This is a genomic window from Amycolatopsis sp. NPDC005003 (assembly GCF_053600695.1).
In genome coordinates this window covers 1-23,793 of the sequence record NZ_JBSGAI010000081.1, presented here as the reverse complement: position 1 = coordinate 23,793, position 23,793 = coordinate 1, and the positions used below count along the sequence as shown (strand labels likewise).

The 23,793-nt window shown below is 72.2% G+C and carries 22 protein-coding genes; 12 read left to right on the top strand and 10 right to left on the bottom strand.

Annotated features, from left to right (window positions below; all coding sequences use genetic code 11):
• Positions 1 to 112 precede the first annotated feature (112 nt).
• On the bottom strand, positions 113 to 3,748 hold the full coding sequence (gene smc / locus ACWED2_RS46275) for a chromosome segregation protein SMC (protein ID WP_449696889.1): 3,636 nt from the start codon (positions 3,746 to 3,748) through the stop codon (positions 113 to 115).
• A gap of 156 nt (positions 3,749 to 3,904) precedes the next feature.
• The gene (locus ACWED2_RS46270; protein ID WP_449696888.1) at positions 3,905 to 4,201 is read right to left on the bottom strand and encodes an acylphosphatase; all 297 of its coding nucleotides are present in this window, start codon (positions 4,199 to 4,201) and stop codon (positions 3,905 to 3,907) included.
• A gap of 204 nt (positions 4,202 to 4,405) precedes the next feature.
• Between ACWED2_RS46270 and ACWED2_RS46265 the strand changes: the two genes are divergently transcribed.
• Complete coding sequence (locus ACWED2_RS46265) at positions 4,406 to 5,017, top strand: hypothetical protein (protein ID WP_449696887.1); 612 nt, start codon at positions 4,406 to 4,408, stop codon at positions 5,015 to 5,017.
• Between the two features lie 20 nt (positions 5,018 to 5,037).
• Here ACWED2_RS46265 and ACWED2_RS46260 read toward each other — a convergent pair whose 3' ends face one another.
• On the bottom strand, positions 5,038 to 5,685 hold the full coding sequence (locus ACWED2_RS46260; protein WP_449696886.1) for a TetR/AcrR family transcriptional regulator: 648 nt from the start codon (positions 5,683 to 5,685) through the stop codon (positions 5,038 to 5,040).
• 65 nt (positions 5,686 to 5,750) lie between these two features.
• On the opposite strand from ACWED2_RS46260, the gene ACWED2_RS46255 reads away from it, so the two are divergent.
• Entirely contained in the window at positions 5,751 to 6,890 is a 1,140-nt protein-coding gene (locus ACWED2_RS46255; RefSeq protein WP_449696885.1) for an acyl-CoA dehydrogenase family protein, read from the top strand.
• Here the strand turns inward: ACWED2_RS46255 and ACWED2_RS46250 are convergent.
• Genes ACWED2_RS46250 through ACWED2_RS46240 form a run of 3 tightly spaced genes read right to left on the bottom strand, consistent with a single transcriptional unit; the run spans position 6,887 to position 10,400 of the window.
• Complete coding sequence (locus ACWED2_RS46250) at positions 6,887 to 7,114, bottom strand: hypothetical protein (RefSeq protein ID WP_449696884.1); 228 nt, start codon at positions 7,112 to 7,114, stop codon at positions 6,887 to 6,889. The genes ACWED2_RS46255 and ACWED2_RS46250 overlap by 4 nt on opposite strands.
• Before the next feature lie 29 nt (positions 7,115 to 7,143).
• Positions 7,144 to 7,842, bottom strand: a complete 699-nt coding sequence (locus ACWED2_RS46245; RefSeq protein ID WP_449696883.1) for a response regulator — start codon at positions 7,840 to 7,842, stop codon at positions 7,144 to 7,146.
• Positions 7,839 to 10,400 (bottom strand): DUF4118 domain-containing protein, encoded by a 2,562-nt coding sequence (locus ACWED2_RS46240; RefSeq protein WP_449696882.1) that lies wholly within the window; start codon positions 10,398 to 10,400, stop codon positions 7,839 to 7,841. The genes ACWED2_RS46245 and ACWED2_RS46240 overlap by 4 nt, the downstream gene beginning before the upstream one ends.
• 337 nt (positions 10,401 to 10,737) lie before the next feature.
• Here ACWED2_RS46240 and asnB point away from each other — a divergent pair, with 337 nt between their 5' ends.
• A complete protein-coding gene (gene asnB, locus ACWED2_RS46235) occupies positions 10,738 to 12,579 on the top strand; it encodes an asparagine synthase (glutamine-hydrolyzing) (RefSeq protein WP_449696881.1) in 1,842 nt (613 codons plus the stop codon).
• A 265-nt stretch (positions 12,580 to 12,844) separates the two neighbouring features.
• Here asnB and ACWED2_RS46230 read toward each other — a convergent pair whose 3' ends face one another.
• Together ACWED2_RS46230 and ACWED2_RS46225 are read right to left on the bottom strand one after the other, a co-directional pair.
• Positions 12,845 to 13,318: a GNAT family N-acetyltransferase gene (locus tag ACWED2_RS46230; protein WP_449696880.1), complete on the bottom strand. Its 474-nt coding sequence runs from the start codon at positions 13,316 to 13,318 to the stop codon at positions 12,845 to 12,847.
• Positions 13,315 to 13,491: a hypothetical protein gene (locus ACWED2_RS46225; protein WP_449696879.1), complete on the bottom strand. Its 177-nt coding sequence runs from the start codon at positions 13,489 to 13,491 to the stop codon at positions 13,315 to 13,317. Before ACWED2_RS46225 ends, ACWED2_RS46230 begins: the two co-directional genes overlap by 4 nt.
• A gap of 281 nt (positions 13,492 to 13,772) precedes the next feature.
• Between ACWED2_RS46225 and ACWED2_RS46220 the strand changes: the two genes are divergently transcribed.
• Positions 13,773 to 13,955, top strand: a complete 183-nt coding sequence (locus ACWED2_RS46220; protein ID WP_449696878.1) for a hypothetical protein — start codon at positions 13,773 to 13,775, stop codon at positions 13,953 to 13,955.
• Here the strand turns inward: ACWED2_RS46220 and ACWED2_RS46215 are convergent.
• Positions 13,945 to 14,943, bottom strand: coding sequence for a Gfo/Idh/MocA family protein (locus ACWED2_RS46215; protein WP_449696877.1), 999 nt, complete (start codon positions 14,941 to 14,943; stop codon positions 13,945 to 13,947). The two genes, ACWED2_RS46220 and ACWED2_RS46215, sit on opposite strands and share 11 nt — an antisense overlap.
• An 80-nt stretch (positions 14,944 to 15,023) precedes the next feature.
• On the bottom strand, positions 15,024 to 16,061 hold the full coding sequence (locus ACWED2_RS46210; protein ID WP_449696876.1) for a LacI family DNA-binding transcriptional regulator: 1,038 nt from the start codon (positions 16,059 to 16,061) through the stop codon (positions 15,024 to 15,026).
• A gap of 112 nt (positions 16,062 to 16,173) precedes the next feature.
• Between ACWED2_RS46210 and ACWED2_RS46205 the strand changes: the two genes are divergently transcribed.
• Genes ACWED2_RS46205 through iolD form a run of 8 tightly spaced genes read left to right on the top strand, consistent with a single transcriptional unit; the run spans position 16,174 to position 23,654 of the window.
• The gene (locus ACWED2_RS46205; protein ID WP_449696875.1) at positions 16,174 to 17,052 is read left to right on the top strand and encodes a TIM barrel protein; all 879 of its coding nucleotides are present in this window, start codon (positions 16,174 to 16,176) and stop codon (positions 17,050 to 17,052) included.
• 23 nt (positions 17,053 to 17,075) lie between these two features.
• Positions 17,076 to 18,074, top strand: a complete 999-nt coding sequence (locus tag ACWED2_RS46200; RefSeq protein ID WP_449696874.1) for a sugar ABC transporter substrate-binding protein — start codon at positions 17,076 to 17,078, stop codon at positions 18,072 to 18,074.
• Positions 18,071 to 19,114, top strand: coding sequence for an ABC transporter permease (locus ACWED2_RS46195; RefSeq protein ID WP_449696873.1), 1,044 nt, complete (start codon positions 18,071 to 18,073; stop codon positions 19,112 to 19,114). The genes ACWED2_RS46200 and ACWED2_RS46195 overlap by 4 nt, the downstream gene beginning before the upstream one ends.
• Positions 19,111 to 19,890 carry an ATP-binding cassette domain-containing protein gene (locus tag ACWED2_RS46190; protein WP_449696872.1) on the top strand — a complete coding sequence of 260 codons (780 nt, stop codon included), beginning with the start codon at positions 19,111 to 19,113 and terminating at the stop codon, positions 19,888 to 19,890. Before ACWED2_RS46195 ends, ACWED2_RS46190 begins: the two co-directional genes overlap by 4 nt.
• Complete coding sequence (iolC, locus tag ACWED2_RS46185) at positions 19,887 to 20,816, top strand: 5-dehydro-2-deoxygluconokinase (protein WP_449696871.1); 930 nt, start codon at positions 19,887 to 19,889, stop codon at positions 20,814 to 20,816. The genes ACWED2_RS46190 and iolC overlap by 4 nt, the downstream gene beginning before the upstream one ends.
• The gene (locus ACWED2_RS46180) at positions 20,813 to 20,935 is read left to right on the top strand and encodes a hypothetical protein (protein WP_449696870.1); all 123 of its coding nucleotides are present in this window, start codon (positions 20,813 to 20,815) and stop codon (positions 20,933 to 20,935) included. The genes iolC and ACWED2_RS46180 overlap by 4 nt, the downstream gene beginning before the upstream one ends.
• The gene (iolB, locus tag ACWED2_RS46175) at positions 20,932 to 21,822 is read left to right on the top strand and encodes a 5-deoxy-glucuronate isomerase (RefSeq protein ID WP_449696869.1); all 891 of its coding nucleotides are present in this window, start codon (positions 20,932 to 20,934) and stop codon (positions 21,820 to 21,822) included. Before ACWED2_RS46180 ends, iolB begins: the two co-directional genes overlap by 4 nt.
• On the top strand, positions 21,819 to 23,654 hold the full coding sequence (iolD, locus tag ACWED2_RS46170) for a 3D-(3,5/4)-trihydroxycyclohexane-1,2-dione acylhydrolase (decyclizing) (protein WP_449696868.1): 1,836 nt from the start codon (positions 21,819 to 21,821) through the stop codon (positions 23,652 to 23,654). The genes iolB and iolD overlap by 4 nt, the downstream gene beginning before the upstream one ends.
• Positions 23,655 to 23,793: the final 139 nt, after the last annotated feature.

The following is a 23,793-nucleotide window of genomic DNA, read 5'->3' as shown; positions in this document are numbered from 1 at the left end:
GGGTTGCCGGCTGACCAGCGATTCCATGTCTCGGTGAGCGGTCTGCCGCGGCTCTCGTGAGTGGTAATTCGGGTTAGAACCCGAATTACCACTCACGACGGCTTGGGGCGGGTCAGCTGACCGGGACCGGGTCTTCCTCGGTCGTGCGCAGGCGCTGCGAGATCACCTTCGTGATGCCGTCGCCCTGCATGCTCACGCCGTAGAGCGCGTCGGCGATCTCCATGGTCGGCTTCTGGTGGGTGATGATGATCAGCTGCGACGAGTCGCGCAGCTGCTCCAGCAGCCCGATCAGCCGGCGCATGTTGGTGTCGTCGAGCGCCGCCTCGACCTCGTCCATCACGTAGAAGGGTGACGGCCGGGCGCGGAAGATCGCGACCAGCATGCCCACCGCGACCAGCGACTTCTCGCCACCCGACAGCAGCGAAAGCCGCTTGACCTTCTTGCCCGGCGGGCGCGCTTCGACGTCGACGCCGGTGGCCAGCAGGTCGTCCGGCTCGGTGAGGACCATCCGGCCCTCGCCGCCCGGGAAGAGCACGCCGAACACCGTCTCGAACTCGCGGGAGACGTCCGCGTACGCCGAGGCGAAGACCTCGAGGATCTTCTCGTCGACCTGCTTGATGACCGCTTCGAGGTCCTTGCGGGTGTCCTTCAGGTCCTCCAGCTGCGTGGAGAGGAACTTGTACCGCTCCTCCAGCGCCGCGAACTCCTCCAGCGCCAGCGGGTTGACCTTGCCCAGCAGCGACAGGTCCTTCTCCGCGCGCTTGGCGCGGCGGGCCTGGGTTTCGCGGTCGTAGGGCATCGGCGGCGGCGGGGTGACGTCCTCGCCGCGGTCCTTGGCCGCCTCGTACTCGGCCATCTCGCCCGCGCTCGGCGGGACCGGGACGTCCGGCCCGTACTCGCGGACGAGGTCCTCCAGCCCCATGCCGAAGTCTTCGGCGATCTTGGCTTCCAGGGTTTCCAGCCGCAGCCGCTGCTCGGCGCGCAGCACCTCGTCGCGGTGGACGGCGTCGGTCAGCTTCTCCAGCTCGCCGGTGAGCTCGCGGACCTTGGCACGGACACCGGTCAGCGCCTGCTCGCGGCTCTGGCGGCGGGCCTGCACCTGGTCGCGTTCGGTGGCGGCACGCTGCACCGAGTGCTCGATGCGCTCGAGCGCGAGCTCGCCGGCGTTGACGACGGCGTTGGCGATCTCGGCCCCGCGCTTGCGGGCCGCGGCGGCGCGCTCCGCGCGTTCCCGGGCCTGCTGCTCGGCGTGCGCGGCGCGGCGGAGGCCTTCGGCCTTGCCCGCGATGCTGCGGGCGCGCTCTTCGGAGGTGCGCTGCGCGAGCCGCGCCTCCATCTCCTCCTGCCGGACCACGGCCAGCTCTTCGACGGCGGCGTCGCGCTCGGCGGTGTCCGGGTCGTCCTCGACGGGCTGCTCGGCGACGGCGGCGAGCCGTTCCTCCAGCTCGGCGAGCTGGGCCAGCGCCTGGACGCGGCTCTGCTCGACCTTCGCGCGCTGCCCGGACAGCCGTTCGACCTCGGCCTGCGCCTGGCGGGCGGCCTGCTGCAGCCGGCTGAGCCGTTCCGAGGACCGGGCCTTGCGGACCTTCGCCTCACCGAGGGCGTCCTTGGCCTGGGACACCTCTTCGCGACGCGCCTGCTGCTCGGCACGGGCGCCTTCCAGCTCGGCCGCGTAGCGCTCCAGCGAGCGTTCGGCCAGGCGGAGCCGCTCGGCCGCCTCGTCGACGGCGGCCTGGACCTCGATCACGCTCTCGCGCTTGCCGGAGCCGCCGATCGCCCAGCGGGCGCCGAAGACGTCGCCCTCCGCGGTGACCGCGCGGACCTCGGGGTGCACCGCGACCAGGTGCCGGGCCGCATCGAGGTCGCGGACGATGGCCAGCTTGTCGAGCGCCTGCTCGACGGCGGGCCGCAGCTGCGCCGGCGCCGTGACGACCTCGCGGGCCCAGCGCGCCCCTTCCGGCAGCGACGGCCACGAGTGGGTGTCCACAGTGGACGCTGTGTCATCAAAAGACGATGCGGAAAAGCCGGGTGAGCCGCCGAGCAGGATGCCCGCGCGCCCGGAGTCGGTCTCCTTCAAGTACTTCAGCGCACGCAGGGCGTCTTCGCCGCCCGCGACGGCGATCGCGTCGGCGATCGGGCCGAGCGCCGCGGCGAGCGCGACCTCGTGCCCGGGCTCGACGGTGAGCAGCGCGGCGACCGAGCCCAGCAGGCCCGGCAGCTCGTGGGACGCGCCGAGCAGCGCCCCCGCGCCGTCCTTGCGCTTGAGCCCCATCGACAACGCCTCGACGCGCGCCTTCTCCGACGCGATCTCGCGCTCGGCCGCGCGTTCGGCCTTGACCAGCTCTTCGACCCGCGCCTTGGCGGCGTTGTTCGCCTCGACCGCGCGGTCGTGGCGGTCCATCAGGCCGGCGTCGTCGGATTCCTCCGCGCCGCCCTCGGCCTGGGCCATCTCGAGCTCTTCGACGGCGATCTCGGCGCGCTCGGCGGCTTCGGAGATGGAGACGCTGAGCCGGTCGATCTCGTCGGTGGTGGCGCCGTTCTTGCTGCGCAGCGCCTCGACCTGGCCGGTCAGCTTGGCCATGCCCTCGCGGCGGTCGGCGATGGCGCGGACGGCGGCCCAGTGCGCGCGCTCGGCGGCCTGGACGCGCTGTTCGAGGTCTTCGCGCCGCAGGATGGTCTGGGCGAGCAGCTCCCGGGCCTCCATGACGGCCTCGTTGAGCTCCTCTTCCTGCTCGGCGACGCGCTCGGCCTCTTCGAGGAGCTCCTCGGGGTCGCGGCCGCCGGTGCTCGCCGAGACGTCCGCGGAGAGGTGCCGCTGGCGCTCGACGGCGAGGCGGACGGTGCCGCGCAGGCGCTCGGCCAGCGCCGACAGCTTGTACCAGGTCTCCTGGGCCGTCTGCAGCAGCGGCGCGTCCTCGGCCAGCGAGGCTTCCAGCTCGGCTTCTTCGGCCGAGACGATCTCGAGGGTCTGTTCGACTTCGGCGCGGCGCGCGCGGGCCGTCTTCTCGTCGGCCTCCTCGCGCGCGATCGCGTCGCGCTGGGTGACCAGGTCGTCGGCGAGCAGGCGCAGGCGGGAATCGCGCAGCTCGGACTGGACCGACTGGGCCTTGCGGGCGATCTCGGCCTGCTTGCCCAGCGGCTTGAGCTGGCGGCGCAGCTCGGTCGTCAGGTCGCCGAGGCGATCGAGGTTGCCCTGCATGTTGGCCAGCTTGCGCAGGGTCTGTTCCTTGCGCTTGCGGTGCTTGAGGACGCCGGCGGCCTCTTCGATGAAGGCGCGGCGCTCTTCGGGCTTGGACTCGAGGATCGCCGAGAGCTGGCCCTGCCCGACGATGACGTGCATCTCGCGGCCGATGCCGGAGTCCGAGAGCAGTTCCTGGACGTCCATCAGGCGGCAGCGGTCGCCGTTGATCTCGTACTCGCTCGCGCCGTCGCGGAACATCCGGCGGGTGATCGACACCTCGGAGTACTCGATGGGCAGCGCGCCGTCGGCGTTGTCGATGGTGAGGGTGACCTCGGCGCGGCCGAGCGGGGCGCGGCCCGCGGTGCCGGCGAAGATGACGTCCTCCATCTTGCCGCCGCGCAGGTCCTTGGCGCCCTGGGTGCCCATGACCCAGCGCAGCGCGTCCAGCACGTTGGACTTCCCCGAGCCGTTCGGCCCGACCACGCAGGTGATGCCGGGTTCGAAGCGCAGCGTGGTGGCCGAGGCGAAGGACTTGAAGCCCTTGAGCGTCAGGCTTTTCAGGTGCACGTGGTGCTGACCCCTCTGGCCGCGGGTACTGGCGGTTCAATCGTCCCAGGCTACCTGGGGGCCTCCGGGGTCCGCCGGACGCGCCCCCTCCTCGGCGCGCCTAGCACACCCGCGGCGGCCTCAGCAACACCACGAGCCACACCGACCCCGGACGGCCTACCGCTCGACGAACCCGCGGAGTCCCCCTTTCGGGTCGGACCAGCGCTCGGAGACGTGCTCCACACTTCCGGGTGATTCTCCCGACCGCAACGCCGCCAACAGCCGCTCACAGTGGTCCCGACTACCTTCCGCTACCACCTCGACACGCCCGTCGGCCAGATTGCTCGCGCTCCCGACCAGCCCGAGTTCCAACGCCCGGCTGCGGGTCCACCAGCGGAAACCGACGCCCTGGACCCGGCCGCGGACCCACGCCGTCAGCCGGGTGTGGGTTTCTTCCTCACTCACGCACTTCATCCCTTCCGGGTCAACCGACCGCGCACAGTAACGGATCAAGGCCACTACCTGGGCGAATGCCCGCACGCCGGTGATAACCTCCCCGCCGAGGTCGCTCCCCCGCCGTGGGCGCACTGCTCCATCCGCACCAGCGCCCCCGATCCACGACCTCGAGCTGTGCCACCTCCCCGCTGTGCTGCCTCAACAGAGCCCAAGGAGCCCCGTATGCCCCGCCCCGACGGGTCGGATTCGAGCGCTCGGATCACCAGGATCGACACCGCGCCGCCCAAGAGCAGCAAACCGAACCGCACCGGGTACGTCGTGCTCGGGGTGGCCGGGCTGGTCGTCGCGACCGCGTTCGCCGCCGTGGCCGAGCTCGCCGGGCCGGGCACCGCCTCGACCGCGGGCGGCACGGGCGGCCCCGGCGGCCAGGGCACCGTCCCGGCCGGCGTCCGGACACTGCCGGCCACGCCGTCGCCGAGCGACCCGGCGACCTCCAGCGGGGCTCCGGCGACGTCGAGCCCGACGTCGCCGAGCGTGCCGACGACCGTCGTGTCGGTGAGCCCGGACGGCAAGACGACCACCACGGTCGTCACCCAGCCTTCGCCGCCCCCGCCGCCGCGCATCGACACCGGCGGCAACCCGCCGCCGGTCACGCAGCCGCCCACGTCGGCTTCTCCGAGCCCGGACCCGAAGCCGTCGACGTCGACTCCGCCGACCACCTCGAACACTCCGACGCCGCCGACCACGACCACGACGGCATCCGGCGGCGGCTCGAGCTCGGCCGGCGCCCCCTCGTCGAGCACTTCCGGCACGAGCACCGCAGCCCAGGCCTGAGTGCCCCAAGACTGGGACACTCAGGCCTGGACCAAAACAGCGGCGACCATCGCGTCGCGCAGGAACTTCCCGTAGCGCTCCGCGGACCACCCGCGCTCGAGGCAGAGCAGCTCGTACTGCTCGGGGCCGTGGTAGGTCCACAGGATGTCGCGGACGTCGTCGGCGGTCAGGCCCGGCTTGACCTGCCCGGTGCCCAGCAGCTCGGCCGAGAAGTACGTCATCGCCGTCAGCATCTCCCGACGCATCTGCGCCCACACCTCGGCGGCCGCGGGGTCGGCGGCGGCCGCGTCCCTGGCCAGCAGCTGCACCGGGGACACCGCGGGCGCGACACCCACCAGGTGGTCGAGGTACAGCTCGATCTTGCGCACGGCGTCCGGCTCGGCCCGGATCTCGGCGATGAAGTCCCGGCCGGCGATCGGGACGTCCTCGTCGTCGCCCGCGACCGTGACGTCGAAGACGGCCTTGAGCAGGGTCGCCTTGTTGGCGAACGCCTTGTAGACGGTCTGCACGGCGACGCCGGCCGCCTTCGCCACCTCGGGCATCGCGGTGCCCGCGTACCCCTTCTCCCGGAACAGCGCCGACGCCGCCGTCAGGATCCGGCGGCGGTTCTCGCGCGCCTGCTCCTGACGCCGCGAGGTGTCGTAACGACGCTTGACAGGGCCGGACATTTAGGTAGAGACTCCTCTATCAAATAGATACACATCTATCATGACACCCGGAGGGGGCGCTGACCATGATGGAACAAGCCACGACCGACGCCGTCACCGCCGCGCGGGAGCTCGCGCCCGAGCTGAGCGCGCGGGCCGTCGAAGCCGAGCAGCTGCAGACGCTGCCCCGCGACCTCGTCGAGCGCGCCCGCGAAGCCGGGCTCTTCCGCTTGGCGACACCGCGCGGGCTCGGCGGCCAGGAGCTGCCGCCCGCCGCGATCGTCGAAACGATCGAGGAGCTCTCCCGCGCCGACGGCTCCGCGGGGTGGACGATCACCATCGGCAACGGCTCGGCGTTCCTCGCCTGGCTGGACCCGGCCGTCGCGGCGGACCTCGTCGCCGGCACGCCAGACCCGGTCGGCGGCGGCGTGTTCGCGCCGATGGGCCGGCTCACCCCGGACGGCGACGGCGAGTTCACCCTCGCCGGCCGCTGGGGGTTCTGCAGCGGCAGCCCGCACACGGACCTGTTCTTCAACGGCGCCTTCGCCGGTGGCGACCCGCGGGACTGGCGGCTCGCCGTGGTGCCGGCCGCCGCGGTGCGGGTGATGGAGAACTGGGACGTCACCGGCCTGCGCGGCACCGGCAGCCACGACGTCGAGATCGACGCGGTCGTGCGCGCCGAGCACACGATTTCGCCGTTCACGAACCCGGCGCGCCACGACGGCCCGCTGTGGCGGTTCCCGTTCTTCACCTTCGTCGGCACGCTGTTCGCGGGCGTCCCGCTCGGCATCGCGCGGCGCGCGCTGGACGAGTTCACCGGGTTCGCGCCGGCCAAGTTCCGCCCGCCGGGCCCTGGCCCGATCGCCGAGGACGGCGACGTCCAGCTCGCGCTGACCAGCGCCGAAGGCCGGCTGCGGTCGGCACGGGCGTTCGTCTTCGAGGCACTCGGGCAGCTGTGGGACACGGCGTGCGCGGGCGACGTCCCGGACGTCCGGCAGCGCGGCCAGTTCCTGCTGGCGACCCAGCAGGCGATGCGGGCGTCGCTGAGCGCGGTGAACATCGCGTTCGGCTACGCGGGCGCGGGAGCGCTGCACGCGGACCAGCCGCTGCAGCGCTGCTTCCGCGACCTCCACGCGGCGGCCCAGCACATCTACTTCTCGGCCGCGGCGTCCAAGCGGTACGCGAAGCTGCGGTTCGGGATCGATCAGCCGACCTTCTGGTTCTAGGGCGGCCCTTCGCCCCGGAACCGGCGGGCCAGGGCACCCCCGACCACCCCGCCCAGCACCGGCCCGAGCGCGACGATGCCGGAGATCCAGGGCTCCGGCCGGCCGAAGGCGGCGGCGATCCCGACCCCGGCCAGGTACGCGAGCACCGACACCACGATCAGGCGCCCCACCAAGGCCTTCCGGTTGCGGCGCGCCGGTGCGCGCTCCCCCGTCCCCTCAGTCACGCGGGCGGGGTACCCACCGGTGGCCGCCGCTAGACCTCGAAGCGGTACCCCATCCCGGGTTCGGTCAGCAGGTGCCGGGGCCGGGAGGGCTCCCGCTCCAGCTTGCGCCGCAGCTGGGCCAGGTACACCCGCAGGTAGTGGGACTCCGTTTCGTACGACGGGCCCCATACCTCGTGCAGGAGCTGCTTCTGCGCCACCAGCCGGCCGCGGTTGCGGACCAGCAGCTCCAGCACGCCCCACTCCGTCTTCGTCAGGTGGACTTCCTCGCCGTCGTGGCGGCGGACCTTCTTCGCCGCCAGGTCGACCGTGAACGACGCCGTGTCCACCACCGCGTCCGCGCCGTCCGTGCCCGCCACCGCCGAGCGGCGGACCGCCGCGCGCAGGCGGGCCAGCAGCTCGTCCATGCCGAACGGTTTCGTGACGTAGTCGTCGGCGCCCGCGTCGAGGGCCTCGACCTTGTCCGCCGAGTCGCCGCGGGCGGACAGCACGATGATCGGGACCGTCGTCCAGCCGCGCAGGCCCGCGATCACCTCCGTGCCGTCGAGGTCGGGCAGGCCGAGGTCGAGCACGACGACGTCGGGCTTGGTCTCGGCGACCGCCTTGAGCGCGGCCGTGCCGTCGTGCGCGGTGATCACCTTGTAGCCGCGGGCGGTCAGGTTGATCCGCAGTGCCCGCACGATCTGCGGCTCGTCGTCCACCACCAGCACGGTGGCGCCCGGGTCGCTCATCGCACCCCCTCCTCTTCGTAAGCCACGCTGAACGCGGGCAGGGACACCACGATCGTGAGCCCGCCGCCCGGGGTGTCCTCGGCGCGGACGGTGCCGCCCATCGCCTCGGTGAACCCCTTCGCCACCGACAGCCCGAGCCCGACGCCCGGCGTCGTGTCCCGGTCGCCGCCGAGCCGCTGGAACGGCGCGAACGCCGAGTCCGCGGCCCCCTTGCGCAGCCCCTTGCCGTGGTCGACGATCCGCAGCTCGACCTGCCCGGAGTGGGCGCTGCCCCGGGCCGACACCGGGGCACCACCGTGGCGCAGGGCGTTGTCCAGCACGTTCGCCACCACCCGTTCCAGCAGGCCCGGGTCGGCCAGCACCGCCGGGAGCTGGTCGTCGACCGCGACCACCACTTCGTCCGAGCCATCCACATTGGACAAAGCGTGCGCCACGACCTCGTCGTAGCCCACCGGACGCAGGTGCGGCTTGACCGCCCCGGTCGCCAGCCGCGACGAGTCGAGCAGGTTGTCGATCAGCCCGGCCAGCCGGTCGGCGGACAGCTCGATGGCCTCCATGAGTTCCGCGGTGTCCTCTTCGGACAACTCCAGGTCCGCGGCACGCAGGCTGCCGATCGACGCCTTGATCGACGTCAGCGGCGTCCGCAGGTCGTGCCCGACGGCCGAGAGCAACGTCGTGCGCAGCTCGGTCGCCTCGGCCTTGCGCTCGGCGAGCGCCGCCGCGGCCGCGGCCCGCTGCTGCCGCAGGGCCAGGAACGCCTGCCCCGCCACGGCTTCCAGCACCCGCCGGTCCGCCGCCGGCAGGGCGCGGCCGCGCAGGGTCAGGTGGACGTCCGCGGTGACGGCGATGTCGGCGTCGGCCTCGTCCGGGTCGGCGCACGGGTGCTCCCCCGCGGTCGCCACGCACTGCCACACCCCGTTCTGCTTCTCCAGCAGCGTCACCGAAGTCAGCGCGAAGTTCTCGCGAACCTTCGCCAGCAGCCGCTCGATCGGGTCCGTGTGGGTCAGCACGGTCCGGGCGTAGGAGGCCAGCAGCGCCGCCTCGGTCCGGGCCCGCGCCGCCTGGGCGGCCCGGCGCGCGGCCTGGTCGACGACCAGGGCGACCAGCACCGCGACCACGACCATCGCGATCAGCGTCACCAGGTTCTGCGGGGTGTGCACGTTGAGCGTGTACAGCGGCGGCGTGAAGAAGAAGTTGAGCAGCCCGGCTCCGAGCACGGCCGCGACCAGTGCCGGCCCGAGGCCGCCGACCAGCGCGACGATGACCGTGACCAGGACGTAGGCGATGACGTCGGTGGCGAAGTCCAGCCCGCTCGGGATCAAGACGCCGACGAGGGTGACCAGCACCGGCAGCACGATGCCCAGCACCCAGCCCGTCACCAGCCGCGAGAGCCCCAGCGGGCTGGCGGCCAGCCGGGCCCGCAGGCGCCCGCCCGCCTCGGAGTGGGTGACCATGTGCACGTCGATCGGGCCCGACCGCCGGACCACGGAAGCGCCGATGCCCTCGTCGAACAGCCGTGCCACGCGGGACCGCCGCGAGGTCCCGATGACCAGCTGGGTCGCGTTGACCCCGCGGGCGAAGTCCAGCAGGGCGGCCGGGACGTCGTCGCCGACGACCGTGTGGAACGTCGCCCCCACTTCCTCGGCGACCTTGCGGCAGCGGGCCATCGCGGCCGGGCTCGCCTTGTGGGAATACCGCCCGGCCAGGCCGTCGCCGCTGAGAATGTGCACCACCTGCAGCTCGGCGCCGGCCCGGGTGGCGATCCGGCTGGCCCGCCGGATGAGCGTCTCGCTTTCCGGGCCGCCGGTGATCGAGGCGACGACGCGTTCGCGCGCTTCCCACGTGTCGGTGATCCGCTGCTCGGCGCGGTAGCGCTGCAGGGCGACGTCGACCTGGTCGGCCACCCAGAGCAGCGCCAGTTCCCGCAGCGCGGTGAGGTTGCCGGGCCGGAAGTAGTTGCCGAGCGCGGCGTCGATCCGCTCGGCCGGGTAGACGTTGCCGTGGGCGAGCCGGCGCCGCAGCGCCTCGGGCGTGATGTCGACGAGTTCCAGCTGCTCGGCGCGCCGGACGACCTCGTCCGGGACGGTCTCCTGCTGCGTGACGCCGGTGATCCGCTCGACGACGTCGTTGAGGCTCTGCAGGTGCTGCACGTTGACCGTGGAGAGCACGTCGATACCGGCGTCGAGGATCTCCTCGACGTCCTGCCAGCGCTTGGCGTTGCGCGACCCCGGCACGTTGGTGTGCGCCAGTTCGTCGATGACGGCGACCTCGGGCGCGCGGGCGAGGATGGCGTCGACGTCCATCTCCTCGAAGGCGCGGCCGCGGTGCTCGGCGTGCCGCCGCGGAACGGTCTCGAGGCCGTCGAGGAGCGCCGCGGTCTTCTCGCGGCCGTGCGTCTCCACCAGCCCGACGACGACGTCGGTCCCGCGGTCGAGGCGCCGCCGCGCCTCGCCGAGCATGGCGAAGGTCTTGCCGACACCCGGAGCCGCGCCGAGGTAGATCCTCAGCTCTCCGCGGCGCGGCTTGGCGGCGTCTTGATCGGACACTGCGGTGGTCACGGTGTCAGTGTCCCTCTCCGGCGGCGGCGCGCACGGCCGAATCGAGGTAGGCCGCGCGCCGTTCACTCTGCGTCCGGGGGACGGCGGCCCGGGGCACCGCTGACGACGCCTTGATGCGTCGCCCGCGCGCGTTGACGGCTTCTTTACGGCTGGTGGCGGCCGTCACGCAAACGTTTGCCCACTTCTCACCACAGGTAGTTGGTCAGTGACAAGCACCACACCGCGTGATCGAACAAGCGCGGAACGTGCAATTCGGGCAGACAAGATCTTCGGGTCGTGTTACACCTGTGTTACCGATAGTTGTATCAGCTAAGCAAGTCTTCGGGAGGGGCTTTCCATGTGCGGTATTGCGGGCTGGGTTTCCTACGACGCCGACCTCACCCGCCGCCAGGACGTCGTCGACGCCATGACCGGCACGATGGCCTGCCGCGGGCCGGACGACTCCGGGACGTGGGTGCGCACGCACGTCGCGCTCGGCCACCGGCGCCTCGCCGTCATCGACCTGCCCGGCGGCCGTCAGCCGATGACGGTGTCCACGCCGAACGGCACGATCGCGATGGTCTACAGCGGCGAGGCCTACAACTTCACCGAGCTGAAGGACGAGCTGACGAAGCTGGGCCACACCTGGGAAACCGACAGCGACACCGAAGTGGTGCTGCACGGCTACCTGCAGTGGGGCGACGCGGTCGTCGACCACCTCAACGGCATGTACGCCTTCGCGATCTGGGACGAGCGCGACGATCGCCTGGTGATGATCCGCGACCGGATGGGCATCAAGCCGTTCTACTACTACCCCACCCCGGACGGCGTGCTGTTCGGCTCCGAGCCCAAGGCCATCCTGGCCAACCCGCTGGCGCGCAAGGTCGTCGACACCGAAGGCCTGCGCGAGCTGATGGCGTTCACCAAGAAGCCCGGCTGGTCGCTGTGGAAGGGCATGGAGGAGGTCCGGCCGGGCACCATCGTCACGGTGTCCCGCGAAGGCGTCCGGACCCGGACGTACTGGCAGCTGGACGCCAAGCAGCACACCGACGACCAGGCGACGACGGTCGCCCGCGTCCGCGAGCTGATGACCGACATCGTCGACCGGCAGCTCGTCGCCGACGTCCCCCGCTGCGTCCTGCTCTCGGGCGGCCTGGACTCGAGCGCCGTCACGGGCCTGGCGGCCGCGCGGCTGGCGGAGCAGGGCGAGCGGCTGCGGACGTTCTCCGTCGACTTCTTCGGCCAGGAGGAGAACTTCAAGCCGGACGAGATGCGCGACACGGCGGACTCGCCGTTCGTGCGGGACGTCGCCTCGCTGGTGGGTTCCGCGCACCAGGACGTCGTGCTGAACCCGGCCGAGCTGACCGACCCGGAGGTCCGGCGCGCGGTGCTGCGGGCCCGCGACATCCCGGCCGGGCTCGGCGACATGGACACCTCGCTGTACCTGCTGTTCAAGGCGATCCGCGGCGAGTCGACGGTGGCGCTGTCGGGCGAGTCCGCCGACGAGGTGTTCGGCGGCTACCGCTGGTTCTTCGACGAGGCTTCGGTCAACGCGGAGATGTTCCCGTGGATCGCGTTCCGCAGCGCGATGATGACCGACCGGACGTCGATCTACACCCCCGAGCTGATGGACCGGATGGACCTGGAGTCCTACCTGCGGGACGAGTACCGCTCGGCGGTCGCCGCCGTCGAGCACCTGGACGGCGAGTCCGAGGTCGAGGCCCGGATGCGGACGATCTGCCACCTCCACCTGACCCGGTTCGTGCGGATGCTCCTGGACCGCAAGGACCGCGCGTCGATGGCGGTGGGCCTGGAGGTCCGGGTCCCGTTCTGCGACCACCGGCTGGTGGAGTACGTGTACAACACCCCGTGGTCACTGAAGACGTTCGACGGCCGGGAGAAGAGCCTGCTGCGCCACGCCACTTCGCACGTACTGCCGGAATCGGTCGCGCAGCGGGTGAAGAGCCCGTACCCGTCGACGCAGGACCCGGGCTACGCGGCGGCGCTGCAGCAGCAGGCGAAGGAGGTGCTGGCCGAGCCGGGACACGCGGTGTTCGACCTGGTCGACCGCACCTGGGCGCACCGGGTGTCCGAAGTGGACTCGGCCACCATGGCACCGGCGGACCGGATCGGCTTGGACCGGCTGCTCGACCTCTACCACTGGATCGAGATGTACTCCCCGGAACTGCAGCTCGACTGAAGCTCGGCCGGGGTTCGGCTGGGGCTCGGCGGCCCGGCGCGATCCCGGCCCGGCAGCCCAGCTGGGCTCGGCGGCCTGGCGGCCCGGCTGGGCTCGGCGGTCCGGCGCGATCCCGGCCCGGCAGCCCGGCTGGGCTCGGCGGTCCGGCGCGATCCCGGCCCGGCAGCCCGGCTGGGCCCGGCAGCCCGGCTGGGCCCGGCAGCCCGGCTGGGCTCGGCGGTCCAGCACGATTCCGGCCCGGCGCGGTTCCGCTGCGCCGGGCCGGTCAGCCGAGCCGCAGGTTCGCGGCGACCTCGTCGCCTTCGGTGGCGAGGTCGGCGCCGAGCCCGGACAGCAGGGCGCGGGCACCGTGGTTGCCGGCCGTCGTCGAGGCGACGAACCCGGCCGCGCCGGTCTTGCGGGCCTCGGCGAGCAGCAACGCCGTCACCTCCCGGCCGATCCCGCGGCCACGGGCGGCACGGGCCAGCCAGATGCCCGCTTCGACCGCGTCGCCGCGGGGTTCGAGGCGAGCCGCACCGGCGGCCTCGCCGTCGGCGTCGACCACCCAGGTGCGTTCCACCGCCGTCGCCGGGTCCAGGCACCGGACGCGGTGGAACGCCAGGAACGCGGCACGACGGGCGGGCGTCCAGCCGGGCGGGCCGTCGACCGGAGGCATGACCTCCAGCGGATCGGCCCCCGCCACCGCGGCTTCGAGCAGCCGCGCCAAGGCGGCCTCGTCCAGCGGCGTCAGCACGATCATGCCCGCATCTTCACCGCCGGCGGCCGGACGCGCGAGCGGATTTCGCCCAGCCCCCGCAGGAACCGGACGTACGGCGACCAGCGGACCGGCCGCTCGACCCGGCCGGTCACCGCCGACTCCGCCCGGTCGAGCAGCTGCTCCAGCAGGGCGTCGTGCAGCGGGCGGAAGAACAACGGCCAGGTCAGCCTCGCCCAGCCGTGCAGCGAGGCGTCCGCTGCTGGCCCGGCTGTGGCTCCACACCCTGCGCGACTTCCAGGACACGTTCACGGCCGCGCTCGGCGACGCGACCGACGTCGAAGCGGCGGTCGCGGCCGCGACGAGCGTCGTCCACTGGTGCCGCAAGCACCCCGACGGCGCGCGCGTCCTCGACGCGGGCAAGCAGGCGTTCGGCCCGGCGGACTGGTCGGCCGAAGCGGCCACGGCGCTCGCCGAAGCGGAACAGGAGCTGCACGGCGTGTTGAAGCGCGCGACGCTGAACCTGCCGCCGCGCACCGGCGCCACGGACGAGGAGGTCGTGCTCGCCCTCGTCGAGATCCCGCGCGCGGTCGTCCACCGCTACCTTTCGACCGGGCGCACGCCCCCGCCGAAGGCCGCCGCCCTGGTCGAACGCACGGTCCGCAAGCTCCTCAGCGCCTGACCTCCGCGAGCTTCACCGGACGCCGTTCCCGGCGCGAGACCTCGCAAGCCTCGGCGATGTAGAACGCCTCCAGAGCGTCCGCCGCCCCGCAGGGTGAAGGGGCCCGGCCCGCGACGACGTCGAGGAAGGCCTTCAGCTCCGTCGTGTACGCCGGGCGGAAGCGCTCCATGAACCCCGGGTACGCCGGCCCCGGCAGCGGGGCCACCCCCGGCTCCACCGAGCGCAGCGGGCTCCGGTCGTCCAGGCCGACCACCACGCCCGACACCGAGCCCAGCACGTCGAGCCGCACGTCGTAACCCGCGCCGTTGTAGCGGGTCAGCGACACCGTGGCCAGGGTTCCGTCGGCCAAGGTCAGCGTGGCCGCCGCCGTGTCGACGTCGCCCGCGTCGCGGAAGAACCGCTCGCCGCGGTTCGCGCCGATCGCGTACACCTCCTCGACCTCGCGGCCGCTCACCCAGCGGATGATGTCGAAGTCGTGGACGCCGCAGTCGCGGAACAACCCACCCGAGTGGGCGACGTACTCCGCCGGCGGGGGCGCCGGGTCGAACGTCGTCGCGCGCAGCGTGTGCAGCCAGCCCAGTTCGCCCGAGGCGACCGCCGCCCGGGCCGCCGCGTAGCCCGCGTCGAAGCGGCGCTGGAAGCCGATCTGGACGGCGACGTCCGAGGCGCCGATCCGGTCGATCACCGCCAGGGTGCCCGGGATGTCCGCGGCCACCGGCTTCTCGCAGAACACCGGGATGCCCGCGTCGACCGCCGCGATGATCAGGCCGGGGTGCGCGTCCGTGGCCGCCGTGACGACCAGGCCGTCGAGCCCCGCGGCGAACAGCTCGTCGAGGGACACCGATTCGACGCCGAGCTTCGCGGCGGCGGAAGCGGCTCGCGCGGTGTCGACGTCGGCCACCACGACCGACTCGACCTCGTCGAAGCCCTTCAGCGTCTCCGCGTGCGCGGTGCCGATCCGGCCGGTGCCCGCCAATCCCAACCTCATCGTCAAGCTCCTCCTGTCGCGGACTGTGTTGATGGTTTCCGATCCGGCCACAGCCACGGCCGATGACTTCGCAGCAACGGTCACGTGCCGTTCGGGGGACGGCCTTCTTCCGGCCGGATCAGAAACTCGGCGGTGGTCGCGCGGACCACCAAGGACGGGTGCAGCAGGTGCCGGACCGGCTCCGTGCGCTCGCCGCGGACGCGCTCGATCAGCGCTTCGAAGGCCAGCCGCCCCATTTCGGTGCGCGGCTGGTCCACTGTGGTCAGCGAGAGGTGCCGCAGCGCGGCCAGGGACGTGTTGTCGTAGCCCACCACCGAGACGTCCTCGGGCACGCGCAGCCCGGCCTCCTCCAGTGCCGAAATCGCCCCGACGGCGTTGAAGTCGTTGCCCGCCACCAGGCCCGTGGGCAGGTCGAGCCGCGAGTACGTGGCCAGCAGCTCCCGCACCGACTTTTCCCCGCCGGTGTCGGTGTGCTCGCTGCGCACGACGATCGGCTCCAGCCCGTGCCGCCGCATCGCCGCCTCGAATCCGCGCCGCCGCTGGGCCGCCCCGGCCGCGGCGCCCCCGTCCAGGTGGGCGATGCGCCGGTGCCCCAGCCCGACGAGGTGGTCGACGGCCAGCGCCGAGCCCGCTTCGCCGTCGTCGTTCACCGTGTCCACTGTGGACGAGCGGATCGTCCGCGAGACCAGCACGACCGGGCACTGCTTGGCCGCGACCTGGATCGACGCCGCCGGGACGACCGGCGAAAGCAGGATGATCCCCGCCGGGCGGAAGGAAAGCAGGTTGTGCAGGGCGTTCCACTCGCGGGTGGGGCTGCGGCCGCCCGTGTTGAGGATCAGGTCGAAGCCCGCGGCCTGCGCGGCGGCGTCGAGCCCCTCGACGACGTCGGCGAAGAAGGCGTTGCGCAGGTCGTTGACCATCACGCCGAGCACGGTGGACGTGCGGCTGGCCAGCGACCGCGCCATCACGTGCGGCTGGTAGCCGAGCTCCTCGGCCGCGCGCAGCACCGCCGCGCGCCGGGCCTCGGACACCTTCGGTGAATTGTTCATCACCAGGGAGACCAGCGCGCGGGAAACTCCCGCCCGTGCGGCGACGTCCTCCATGGTCGGACGCACCATGCGCACCTCCCCTGATCTCGGAAAACTCGGCCTTGACTTTGCTGTGACGGACGCTACAAGATTAGAGCGCTCTAATCAATAGAGCGCTCCAACGGACCAACGGAGGCCCCTTGTGACAGCGACGATCCGCGTGGCCGCCGCCCCGATCTCCTGGGGCGTCTGCGAAGTCCCGGGCTGGGGCCGGGTGCTGGACGCGGCGACCGTGCTCGGCGAGATGGCGGCCCTCGGCGTCCAGGCCACCGAGCTGGGCCCGCCCGGGTACCTCCCCCGCGATCCCGCCGCGCTGCGCGAGCTGCTGGCCGGCTACGACCTGACGCTCGTCGGCGGCTTCCTCGCCGTCGTCCTCCACGAGAACCAGGAGAACGCCCTCAAGGAGGCCGAAGAGTCCGCTGCGCTCTTCGCCGCCTGCGGAGGTGACGTCCTCGTCCTCGCCGCCGCGACCGGCCTCGACGGCTACGACGACCGCCCGCGGCTGGACGACACCGAATGGGCGACGCTCGTCGACACCGCGGGCAAGATCCGCGACATCGCGGCGGCCCACGGCCTGCGCACGGTGCTGCACCCGCACGTCGGGACGCACGTGGAGCAGCAGGCCGAGGTCGAGCGCTTCCTCGCCGATTCCGATCTCGGGTTGTGCCTCGACACCGGGCACCTGATGATCGGCGGGACGGATCCGGTGGAGCTGGCGAAGCGGTATCCCGAACGGGTGGGGCACGTGCATCTCAAGGACGTCCGGGAAGACCTGGCGGCCGAGGTCCGCGCGGGCCGGCTGGCCTACACCGACGCGGTCGGGCGGGGCATGTACACCCCGCTCGGCGAGGGCGACGTGGACGTGGCGGCGATGGTGCGCTCCGTCCAGGCCGCCGGCTACGACGGCTGGTACGTCCTCGAACAGGACACCGCCCTCGGCGACTCGAGCCCCGACGACCTACCCCGGCGGGACACCGAGCGCAGCCTGGCCCACCTCGCGAAGATCACCGACTCCCTCTGAAACCTGGTCCCAAAGGAGTGACTGTGCGTTCTCTCAAGAAGCTGGCCGGCGTGGCGGCGATCGCCGCCGCCGGGCTGGTCCTGTCCGCCTGCAGCGGCCCCACCGCCGACAACTCGAAAAGCAGCAGCCCCAGCTCCGCGACCGTCGCGGCCCCGAACGCGGGCGGCCCGCTGAAGGTCGCCGTGGTGACGCACGGCAGCGCGGGTGACGCCTTCTGGAACGTCGTGAAGAACGGCGCCGAGCAGGCGGGCAAGGACCTGAACGTCGGCGTCGACTACTTCTCCGACGGCGACCCGGGCAACCAGGCCCGGCTGATCGACAACGCGGTCGCGCAGAAGGTCGGCGGCCTGGTCGTCTCGATGGCGAACCCCCAGGCGCTGCAGACGTCGATCCAGAACGCCGTCAAGGCCGGCATCCCGGTGATCACCATCAACTCCGGTGAGGACTTCAGCGCCCAGTTCGGCGCGATCGCGCACGTCGGCCAGAGCGAGGGCCTCGCGGGCCAGGGCGCGGGCCAGCGGCTCAAGGCGGCGGGCAAGACGAAGCTGCTGTGCGTCATCCACGAGGCCGGCAACATCGGCCAGAACCAGCGCTGTGACGGCGCGAAGCAGACGTTCGGCAACGTCACGACGCTGCAGGTCGACATCTCCAACCCGACCGACGCGCAGGCCCGCATCCGCGGCGCGCTGCAGTCCGACCCGTCGATCGACGCCGTGCTGGCGCTGAACTCGCAGGTCGCCGCCCGCGCCGTCGCCGCCGCGAAGGAAGCGAGCTCCAAGGCCCAGGTGGCGACCTTCGACCTGAACGCCGACGTCGTCGCGGCCATCAAGGACGGCAGCATCCTCTTCGCCGTCGACCAGCAGCAGTACGAGCAGGGCTACCTGCCGATCGTGTTCCTCAAGCTGTACAAGGAAAACGGCAACACCATCGGCGGCGGCAAGCCCGTCCAGACCGGCCCTGGCTTTGTCGACAAGACGAACATCGACACCATCGCCCCGTACGCGCAGCGCGGCACGCGATGACCGCAGCCATTCAGGCCCAACCCGACGAGCGCGTCGCGCAGAAGAGCCTGGTCGACCGCCTGGTCGTCCGGCCCGAGATCGGCGCGCTCCTCGGGGCGGTGCTCGTCTTCGTCTTCTTCTCCGTGGTCACCGGCCAGTTCCTCAGCCCGCTGGGCGTGGCGACCTGGCTGGACGACTCCTCGACGCTGGGCATCATGGCCGTGGTGGTCGCGCTGCTCATGGTCGGCGGCGAGTTCGACCTCTCGGCCGGCGTGATGACGGCGTCGACGTCGCTGGTCACCGCGATCCTGGCGACGCAGGCGGGCTGGAACGTCTGGCTCGCGCTGCTGGCGTCGCTGGTCTTCGCGCTCGGGGTCGGCGCGTTCAACGGCTGGCTGGTGATGAAGACCGGGCTCCCGAGCTTCATCGTCACCCTGGGGTCATTCCTGGCCCTGCAGGGCCTCAACCTCGGCGTGACGCGGCTGGTCACCAACACCGTCCAGGTCTCGGGCATGCGCTCGACCAGCGGGTACGAGTCGGCCGGCGGGCTGTTCGCCTCGACGTTCGACATCGGCGGCACCGAGTTCCAGTCATCGATCGTCTGGTGGATCGTGGTCACCGCGATCGCCGCCTGGCTGCTGGTGCGGACCCGGTTCGGCAACTGGATCTTCGCGGTCGGCGGGTCGCAGGTGTCGGCCCGCTCGGTCGGCGTGCCGGTGGTGCGCACGAAGATCCTGCTGTTCATGGGCACCGCGCTCGGCGCGTGGCTGGTCGGCTCGATCAACATCCTGCGGTTCGCCAGCGTGCAGGCGAACCAGGGCATCGGGCTGGAGTTCCAGTACATCATCGCCGCGGTGATCGGCGGCTGCCTGCTCACCGGCGGGTTCGGCTCGGCGGTGGGCGCGGCGATCGGCGCGCTGATCTTCGGCATGGCCCGCCAGGGCATCGTGTTCGCGCAGTGGAACAGCGACTGGTTCATGCTGTTCCTCGGCGTCATGCTGCTGGCCGCGGTCCTGGTCAACAACGCCTTCCGGCGCCGCGCGGAGAGGGTCCGCCGATGAGCTTGCTCGAAGTTCGCGATATCGGGAAGACGTACGGCAGCGTGATCGCGCTGCGCGATGTGTCCACTGTGGTCAATGCGGGCGAGGTCACCTGCGTGCTCGGCGACAACGGCGCCGGGAAGTCCACGCTGATCAAGATCCTGGCCGGGGTGCACCAGCACGACCGGGGCGAGTTCCTCGTCGAGGGCGAGCCCGTGCGGTTCGCCTCCCCACGCGAGGCCTTGGACCACGGCATCGCGACCGTGTACCAGGACCTCGCCGTGGTGCCGCTGATGAGCGTCTGGCGGAACTTCTTCCTCGGCTCCGAGCCGACGACCGGGTTCGGGCCGTTCAAGATGCTCGACCGGAAGAAGGGCCGCGAGACGACCAAGAAGGCGTTGTCCGACATGGGCATCGACCTGCGGGACGTCGAGCAGCCGGTCGGGACGCTCTCGGGTGGTGAGCGCCAGTGCGTCGCGATCGCGCGGGCGGTGTACTTCGGCGCGAAGGTGCTGATCCTCGACGAGCCGACGGCGGCGCTGGGTGTCAAGCAGGCCGGGGTGGTGCTGAAGTACGTCGCCCAGGCCCGTGACCGCGGGCTCGGCGTCGTGCTGATCACGCACAACCCGCACCACGCCTACCCGGTGGCCGACCGGTTCCTGCTGCTCAAGCGGGGTGCCGCGCTCGGGCACTACGAGAAGTCCGAGATCGACATCAACGAACTGACCCGGCAGATGGCGGGCGGCGCCGAGCTGGAAGCCCTCGAACACGAGCTGCGGCAGGTGGAGAAGGCGTGAGTCTGGAGGCCCTGACGATCGGCCGGGTGGGTGTCGACCTCTACCCGGAGCAGAGCGGCGTGCCACTGGCCGGGGTCAGCACGTTCGCCAAGTCGCTCGGCGGGACCGCGACCAACGTCGCGGTCGCCGCCGCGCGGCTCGGCCGGCGCACCGCGGTGCTCACCAAGGTCGGGCCGGACGGTTTCGGCGACTACGTCCGGCAGGCCCTCGACGGCTTCGGCGTTTCGCCGGGCTTCGTCGGCACTTCGCCGGGCCTGCAGACGCCGGTGGTGTTCTGCGAGCTGAACCCGCCCGCCGACCCGCCGCTGCTGTTCTACCGGTCGCCGATCGCCCCCGACCTCACGCTCACCGACGAAGACGTGCCGTGGGACGTCGTCGAGTCGGTGCCGCTGCTGTGGGTCACCGGCACCGGCGTGTCCTTGGAACCGGCCCGGGCGACCCAGCGGAAGATCCTCGAAGCCCGCGGGCGGCGGGAGCACACCGTCCTGGACCTGGACTACCGGCCGATGTTCTGGCCGTCCGTCGAGCAGGCCCGCGCCGAGATCGGCGGGATGCTCGACCACGTCACGGTCGCGGTCGGCAACCGGACCGAGGTGGAGGTCGCCGTCGGCACCGCGGACCCGGACGAGGCCGCGGACCGCCTGCTCGAACGCGGTCTCCGCCTCGCGGTGATCAAGAAGGGCGCCGAAGGGGTGCTGGTGGCGACCCCGGAGAGCCGGTCGACCGTGCCGCCGCAACGCGTCGAGGTCGTCTGCGGGCTCGGCGCGGGCGACGGCTTCGGCGGTGCCCTGATCCACGGCCTGCTCTCGGGCTGGGACCCGGTGCGCATCGCGGAGTACGCGAACGCCGCGGGCGCGCTCGTGGCGTCCCGGCTGGCCTGCGCCGACGCCATGCCGACCGCCGGGGAGATCGAGGAGCTGCTGTGAAGCCCACCGACGAGCGTTGGCACGAGCTGCTCTGGGCCGCCCCCCTGCTCCACCCGCCCGGCGGAGACACCTGCGCCGCCGTGGAAGCCGCCGCAAAGGCACTGGAGGCCGCGAAGTGAGCAAGTTGCACCGTCCACTCGGGACACTGTCCGACGACGCCGACCCGGTCCGGCTGACCCCGGACACCGCGGGGTGGCGGTACTCCGGCCTGCGGGTGCTTTCCCTGGCCCCCGGCGAGACACGGGTCCTGCACACCGGCGAGTTCGAGGCCTTCGTGCTGCCCCTGGCCGGGTCCGCGACGGTCCGTGTCGACGGGCAGGTTTTCGAACTGCGTGGCCGCGACTCGGTCTTCACACGCGTGACGGACTTCGCCTACGTCCCCCGGGAGGCCGAAGTCGAGTTGTCGACAACGGACGGCCTGGAAGTCGCGCTGCCGATGGCCCGCTGCACCCGCCGGCTGGACCCGAAGTACGGCCCCGCCGAGGACGTCCCGGTGGAGGTGCGCGGCGCCGGGCAGGCGACGCGGCAGGTGACCAACTTCGGCGTGCCCGGGGTCTGGGACCACGCCGACAAGCTCAACGCGTGCGAGCTGATCACGCCGGGCGGCAACTGGTCGTCCTACCCGCCGCACAAGCACGACGAAGCGAGCGAGTGCGAGGTCGTCAACGAGGAGATCTACTACTTCCGCATCGCCGGCCGCGACGGCGTGACCCCGTCCCGCGAAGGCTTCGGCCTGCACCGGACGTACACCGCCGACGGCGAGCTGGACGAGGACGTCGCCGTGCGCGACCACGACGTCTTCCTCATCCCGCGCGGCTACCACGGGCCGTGCGTGGCCGCGCCGGGCTACCCGATGTACTACCTGAACGTCCTGGCCGGGCCGGCCGAAGAGCGGTCCATGGCGTTCTGCGACGACCCCGCGCACGGCTGGGTCCGCGACACGTGGGCGACGCAGGAGCTGGATCCGCGTTGTCCTGTCACGAGTCACGAAGGGCGTGTGCAGTGAAGCTGACGACGGCTCAGGCGCTGGTCCGCTGGATCCTCGCGCAGCGTTCGGAAACCCTCGACGGGCGCGAAGTCCCGCTGTTCCCCGGGGTGTTCGCGATCTTCGGGCACGGCAACGTCCTCGGCCTCGGCACCGCGCTGGAGGAACACCGCGGGGACATCCCGGTCTGGCGCGGGCACACCGAGCAGGGCATGGCGCTGGCCGCGGTCGGCTACGCGAAGGCCACGCACCGGCGGCAGGTCGGCGTGGTGACGTCGTCGATCGGGCCGGGCGCGCTGAACATGGTGACCGCGGCCGGCGTCGCGCACGCGAACCGGCTGCCGGTGCTGCTGCTGCCGGGCGACACGTTCACCAACCGGGCGCCGGACCCGGTGCTGCAGCAGATCGAGCCGTTCGGCGACGCGACCGCGACGGTGAACGACGCCTTCCGCGCGGTCTCGCGCTACTTCGACCGGATCACCAGGCCCGAGCAGCTGATTTCGACGTTGCCGCAGGTCGCGCGGGTGCTCACGGATCCGGCCGACGCCGGGCCGGTGACCCTCGCGCTGCCGCAGGACGTCCAGGCCGAGACGTACGACTTCCCGGAGGCGCTGTTCGAGCCGGTGACGCACCGGCCGCAGCGCCCGCGCCCGGACCGGCGTTCGGTCACCGAGGCGGCCGGGGTCCTGCGTTCCGCGAAACGGCCCTTGCTGGTGCTCGGCGGGGGCGTCCGGTACTCCGGTGCCGGGCAGCGTGCGCTGGACTTCGCCGAGCGGCACGGCATCCCGGTCGTGGAGACCACGGCGGGCCGCACGCTGGTGCCGCACGGGCACCCGCTGCACGCGGGACCGCTCGGCATCACCGGCTCGACGTCGGCGAACGTCCTCGCGGCCGCGGCGGACGTGGTGCTGGCGGCCGGGACGCGGCTGCAGGACTTCACAACGGCGTCCTGGACGGTCTTCTCCCCCGACGTCCGGCTGGTGTCGCTCAACGCGGCCCGGTTCGACGCGGTGAAGCACGGGGCTTTGTCGGTCGTCGGGGACGCCGACGCGGGCCTGGCGGACCTCGCGGCGCAGCTGGAGAGCTGGCGGGTGGACCCGGCGTGGACCTCGCGAGCCGCCACCGAGCGGGCATCCTGGGACGCGCACATCGACTCGCTGCGCGCTTCTCCGGCCGAGCTGCCGTCGTACGCGCAGGTCGTGGGCGTGGTCAACGACCTCTCGGCGGCCGGCGACTACGTCATGACGGCATCGGGCGGGCTGCCGGGCGAGCTGATCGGCGGCTGGCGCGGGTCCGGCTCGGTCTCGATGGACGTCGAGTACGGGTTCTCCTGCATGGGCTACGAGCTCTCCGGCGCGTGGGGCGCGGCGATCGCCCACCCGGGCCTGGTGACGACCCTGTTGGGCGACGGCTCGTACCTGATGCTGAACTCCGAGCTGTTCTCGGCGGCGTTCGCCGGTCACCCGTTCGTCGCGGTCGTCTGCGACAACGACGGGTACGCGGTGATCGCGCGGCTGCAGGAAGGGCAGGGCGGGAAGCCGTTCAACAACTTCTACGCCGACTGCACGACTTCGCACGCTTCACCGCCGCGAGTGGACTTCGCGCGCCACGCGGAGTCGCTGGGGTGCGTGGTCTTCACGGCATCCACTGTGGACTCCGTGCGCACCGCCTACGCCTCGGCTCGCGAGGCGGCGGTCTCGGAGCGGCGTCCGGCGGTGGTCGTGGTGAAGACCCAGCCGTCGAGCTGGACCGAGGCCGGTGCTTGGTGGGAGGTCGGCGTGCCCGAGCACCTGGCCGGGCGGGACGGGTACGAACGCGGGAAGGGCGGACAGGTGCGGTACCTCGGGTCCTGACCGCGGGCCGCGGCCGGGCGCAACGGCACGGGCCCGCGGGGGCGCCCCCCGTTACCTTTTTCGTGGCTCCCATCAGGGAGTTGTGGTCGCCAGGCCCGGCATGACTTGCGCCCCCAGTCGAACCCATGATCCGGGGGGT

Excerpts from the sequence above, each read along its gene's own strand:
- ACWED2_RS46270 (WP_449696888.1), bottom strand. The coding sequence starts at position 4,201 with ATGAAGTGCGTGAGTGAGGAAGAAACCCACACCCGGCTGACGGCGTGG.
- ACWED2_RS46265 (WP_449696887.1), top strand. The coding sequence starts at position 4,406 with ATGCCCCGCCCCGACGGGTCGGATTCGAGCGCTCGGATCACCAGGATC.
- ACWED2_RS46260 (WP_449696886.1), bottom strand. The coding sequence starts at position 5,685 with ATGTCCGGCCCTGTCAAGCGTCGTTACGACACCTCGCGGCGTCAGGAG.
- ACWED2_RS46255 (WP_449696885.1), top strand. The coding sequence starts at position 5,751 with ATGATGGAACAAGCCACGACCGACGCCGTCACCGCCGCGCGGGAGCTC.
- ACWED2_RS46245 (WP_449696883.1), bottom strand. The coding sequence starts at position 7,842 with ATGAGCGACCCGGGCGCCACCGTGCTGGTGGTGGACGACGAGCCGCAG.
- asnB (WP_449696881.1), top strand. The coding sequence starts at position 10,738 with ATGTGCGGTATTGCGGGCTGGGTTTCCTACGACGCCGACCTCACCCGC.
- ACWED2_RS46230 (WP_449696880.1), bottom strand. The coding sequence starts at position 13,318 with ATGATCGTGCTGACGCCGCTGGACGAGGCCGCCTTGGCGCGGCTGCTC.
- ACWED2_RS46215 (WP_449696877.1), bottom strand. The coding sequence starts at position 14,943 with ATGAGGTTGGGATTGGCGGGCACCGGCCGGATCGGCACCGCGCACGCG.
- ACWED2_RS46210 (WP_449696876.1), bottom strand. The coding sequence starts at position 16,061 with ATGGTGCGTCCGACCATGGAGGACGTCGCCGCACGGGCGGGAGTTTCC.
- ACWED2_RS46195 (WP_449696873.1), top strand. The coding sequence starts at position 18,071 with ATGACCGCAGCCATTCAGGCCCAACCCGACGAGCGCGTCGCGCAGAAG.
- ACWED2_RS46190 (WP_449696872.1), top strand. The coding sequence starts at position 19,111 with ATGAGCTTGCTCGAAGTTCGCGATATCGGGAAGACGTACGGCAGCGTG.